Annotated in this window: 4 protein-coding genes and 1 pseudogene; 4 read left to right on the forward strand and 1 reads right to left on the reverse strand. The window is 38.6% G+C overall.

Annotated features, from left to right (window positions below):
- Nucleotides 1-11 precede the first annotated feature (11 nt).
- Nucleotides 12-2,005, reverse strand: a pseudogene (locus tag AACY61_RS08885) (dehydrogenase E1 component subunit alpha/beta).
- Between the two features lie 139 nt (nt 2,006-2,144).
- Between AACY61_RS08885 and AACY61_RS08890 the strand changes: the two are divergent.
- From AACY61_RS08890 to AACY61_RS08905, 4 genes are all read left to right on the forward strand, one after another.
- On the forward strand, nt 2,145-3,095 hold the full coding sequence (locus tag AACY61_RS08890; RefSeq protein WP_339611223.1) for a 2-oxoglutarate and iron-dependent oxygenase domain-containing protein: 951 nt from the start codon (nt 2,145-2,147) through the stop codon (nt 3,093-3,095).
- A gap of 3 nt (nt 3,096-3,098) precedes the next feature.
- The gene (locus tag AACY61_RS08895; protein WP_339611224.1) at nt 3,099-3,452 is read left to right on the forward strand and encodes a DsrE family protein; all 354 of its coding nucleotides are present in this window, start codon (nt 3,099-3,101) and stop codon (nt 3,450-3,452) included.
- A gap of 7 nt (nt 3,453-3,459) precedes the next feature.
- Nucleotides 3,460-3,792, forward strand: a complete 333-nt coding sequence (locus AACY61_RS08900) for a translation initiation factor (RefSeq protein WP_339611226.1) — start codon at nt 3,460-3,462, stop codon at nt 3,790-3,792.
- Between the two features lie 41 nt (nt 3,793-3,833).
- Nucleotides 3,834-4,695 (forward strand): nucleoside phosphorylase (locus AACY61_RS08905; RefSeq protein ID WP_339611227.1); only part of this gene is annotated, 862 nt, incomplete at its 3' end.

Genomic DNA, 4,695 nt, shown 5'->3' on the forward strand with positions numbered 1-4,695 from the left:
AACTTTTAGTTTTAATAGCTTAATAACTCCAGCAACTCTTTTTCGAACCGGTTTTTTGACAGGTATTTTTTTTCAAGGTCAGCTGCAAAGGGGATTGGAGTTTCAAGGCTGGCTACACGTTTTACCGGTGCATCGAGTTGTTCAAAGCATTGCTCCATAATTAATGCTGATATATCTGATGCAATGCCACCAAAAAGACTATCTTCCTGAAGTATGATTGCTTTCCCGGTTTTACGAACAGAGGCATAGATGGCATCTGTATCGAGGGGTTGTAATGTTCTTAAGTCAATTAAGTCGGCCGATATATCAGGGTTGTTTTTTAAGGTTTCGAGTGCCCAATGCACTCCTGCACCATAAGTGATGATTGTTATGTCTTCACCCTCCTTAAGAAGTGAAGCTTTTCCCAGTGGTAAAGTATAATAATCTGTTGGCACTTCTTGATAAATACTTCTGTAGAGTGCTTTATGCTCAAAAAACAAGACCGGATTGGGATTGCCAGCAATCCTTTAGCATCATAGGGAAATGCGGGATACACTACCTTTAATCCCGGGGTGTGAGTAAACCAGGCTTCATTGGTCTGGCTGTGAAAAGGACCGGCTCCAACGCCTGCTCCACAAGGCATGCGTACTACTACATCAGCTTTTTCTGCCCATCGGTAATGGCTTTTTGCCAGATAGTTTACAATGGGGTTAAAACCAGAAGAAACAAAATCTGCGAATTGCATTTCGACTATTGCTTTAAAGCCGTTGATTGATAACCCCATAGCAGCAGATACGATTGCAGACTCACAAATAGGAGTGTTTCTTACACGTGCTTTTCCAAAGGCCTCTACAAACCCATCTGTGATTTTAAAGACCCCTCCGTATTCTGCAATATCCTGACCCATAATGACCAGGTTTTCGTGATGCTCCATGGCCTGCTTCAAGCCTTTTGAAATAGCATCTATTAAACGGATGTTTTCTTTTTTAGAATCAGGCTTAATATCTTCATATACAAATGCTTTATACACATCACTTAACTCTTCACTTTCAGAAGAAATAATAGTATCTTCTGCAAATGCAATGTCCAGGTTTTGATCAATTTCCAGTTTAATTTCTGTTTTAAAAGAATGTATTTCTTCTTCGGTCAACAAACCTTTTTCAAGCAAATGGTTTTCATAATTTAAAACCGGATCCTTCAACTCCCAGGATTCCATCAATTCTTTAGGTACATATTTAGTGCCGCTGGCTTCTTCGTGACCCCGCATTCTAAAAGTGATAAATTCCAATAAGACGGGTCGTGGGTTTTCCCGGACACTTTTAGCGATTTCAGAGACTTTAAGGAATACTTCTTCAATATTATTACCGTCAATTTGGTGTGCTTCAATTCCATATCCAATTCCCTTGTCAATCATATGTTTACAACGGAATTGTTCGTGTGTAGGAGTTGACAGTCCATAACCATTGTTTTCAATACAAAAAATTACCGGCAAGTCCCAAACAGATGCTACATTGAGTGCCTCGTGAAAGTCACCTTCACTGGTGCCACCTTCGCCTGAAAAGACAGCTGTGATGTGGTTGTTTTTTTTGAGCAGGTTGGCCAGGGCAATACCGTCAGCAACTCCCAGTTGTGGTCCCAGGTGTGAAATCATTCCCACAATTTTATATTCCTGGGTTCCAAAATGAAATGAGCGGTCTCTTCCTTTTGTAAACCCTGAAGCTTTTCCTTGCCATTGAGAAAACAATCTGTTTAAGGGGATGTTTCGACCTGTAAATACACCGAGGTTACGGTGCATTGGCAGGATATATTCTTCTTCGTTCAAAGACGCTGTCACCCCTACAGCAATCGCTTCCTGACCGATGCCACTAAACCACTTGGATATCTTTCCCTGACGCAGTAGAATGAGCATTTTTTCTTCAATGAGACGGGGTTTTAATAGTTTCTTATAAAGATCAATTTTTTGAGACTTACTTAGGGTTGCTGAAGTATATTTTAAAGGCGAGTTTTCTGTAATTGCTGTGTTCATAAAAATGATGAATTAATTGGTAAAAGTAGAAAAAAATGTTGTCCTAATGTTCCGTTAAAAGAAAAATTACTTCCAAAAAGCAGGTTTTAAAACACGTTCTTTTTTGGTATCTTTGTAGGTATATCTAAAAAATAAATCAATGAAAAATATTCCAAGCGTAGATTTAGCTGACTTTATCAGTGGAGATCCTGACAGAAAACAAAAGTTTGTTGACGAAATAGGTCGTGCTTATGAAGAAATTGGGTTTGTCTCTTTGAAAAACCACTTTTTAAACGACCAATTGGTAGGTGATCTTTACAAAGAGGTAAAAGCATTTTTTGCACTTCCACTTGAGACAAAAAAGAACTATGAAATTGAAGGTTTAGGAGGGCAACGTGGTTATGTTTCCTTTGGTAAAGAACACGCAAAAGGCAAAAAGGAAGGAGATTTGAAAGAGTTTTGGCATTTTGGTCAGGAACCTGAAGAGGATGCTAACCTGATTGATGAATATCCTGATAATGTTCAAGTAAATGAGTTGCCGGATTTCAACAAAACAGGAATGGAAGCATACAGAATGCTTGAAAAAACAGGAATATATGTATTGAGAGCATTGGCTATTTATATAGGTTTGGATGAACATTATTTTGATCATTGGGCAAGTAACGGCAACAGTATTTTAAGACCCATCCACTACCCGCCAATTACAGAAGAGCCCAAAGGCGCTGTTAGAGCAGGTGCTCACGGTGACATTAATTTAATTACCTTATTAATGGGAGCCTCAACGGGTGGTTTGCAAGTTTTACGCAAAGATGGTGTTTGGATGGATGCAATCCCCGAAGAAGATGAACTTGTAATCAATGTAGGCGATATGCTGGAACGTCACACAAACAACAAACTACGGTCAACAATCCACCGGGTTGTAAACCCTCCAAAAGAAGAATGGGACAAGCCCCGATATTCCATTCCTTTTTTTATGCACCCGCGTAGCGATATGCCCTTAAACTGTCTTCCTGAATGTATTGATAAGGATCACCCAAAGGCTTATGATGACATCACTGCCGGTGAATTTTTATATGAACGTCTTGTTGATATTGGGTTAATAAAAAAATAATTAATGAAGCTCTTACTTATTATTAACGACGCACCTTATGGCACTGAAAAGGCCTATAATGCACTCAGGATTGCCAATCAAACCAATAAAGATTATCCTGATACTGAAGTGAATATCTTTTTAATGGCAGATGCTGTGAGTTGTGCCATAGCAAACCAGCTAACCCCTAATGGATTCTACAACATAGAACGAATGCTGAAATTCTCATTAAACAAAGGGGCAAATATTAAACTGTGTGGCAGCTGTATGGATGCTCGTGGACTTAAGTTAGATTATATGGTAGAAGGCGCAACACGCAGCACCATGGCTGAGTTAACCCGCCTGATTATTGAAAGCACTCAAGTGCTCACATTTTAAACTATTTATGGATTTAAAAGACCAATTAAAAAAACTATTTCCTGAGCATCAAACAACAGAAGTTGATGATACGGAAAAAACGCAAGAAAAATCACTTTGGTTACAAGATGCCCCCCTCATTTGCAAATATGAAAAACGAAAGGGAAAACCAACGACTATCATTGAAGGCTATACCGGTGCTGATGAGGACTTTAAACTTTTAGCCAAAGAGCTTAAAACCAGTTTGAGTGTTGGCGGAAGTTTTAAAAATGAACAAATCATCATTCAGGGTGATTACCGTGACAAAATTATGCAATTACTCAAGAATAAGGGGTTTAAAGTGAAGCGTGTTGGTGGATAAGCCAACTATTACATTTATTTAACACCTTCAAAACCAATAAAATGAAAATTAAAGAATCAGAATTAATACTCAATCCCAATGGAAGTGTCTACCATCTACATCTTTTACAGGGTCAGGTTGCTGATACAGTAATTACAGTGGGTGATAGTGACCGTGTAGAAGAAATCACCAAACATTTTGAAAGCATTGAACTCACTGTACAAAACAGGGAATTTAAAACCCAAACCGGTTCTTACAAAGGCAATCGAATTACTGTAATTTCAACGGGCATAGGAACTGACAATATCGACATTGTGTTAAATGAATTGGACGCAGTTGTGAATATTGATTTGAACAACAGAACTGTGAATGAACAATTGAAATCACTTGATATTATTAGAATAGGAACTTCGGGGTCAATCAATCAGGAGGTACCGTTGGATTCATTTTTAGTGAGCGAAATGTCCATAGGTTTTGATAGTTTGATGCATTTTTACAAATCTGATGGTGTTGAAGAAACTGAAGCTACGCAAGCATTTATCAAACATACGGGCTGGTTTTCCAAAAAATCGGAACCTTATATAATTAAAGGGTCAGAAAGACTGGCTTCTATTTTCAAATCAACTCAAACCAAATCGGGTATTACAGCTACCAATATAGGTTTTTATGGTCCACAGGGGCGTGTATTGAGAATTCCCCTTCAGGATACTGAAATTAATCAGAAACTGGCCTCGTTTCAATACCGTGGTTTGAACATTACCAATATGGAAATGGAAACAGCAGGTATTTACGGTCTTTCAAAGCTGCTGGGGCATCAAGCAATATCATTAAATGCTTTGATAGCTAACAGAGTTACCGGTGAATTCAGTAGAGACCCTAAAAAACTTGTGGAAAGGTTGATTGAATATGCCCTGGAGCGCATTG

Source organism: uncultured Planktosalinus sp. (assembly GCF_963973675.1).
Taxonomy (GTDB): Bacteria; Bacteroidota; Bacteroidia; order Flavobacteriales; family Flavobacteriaceae; genus Planktosalinus.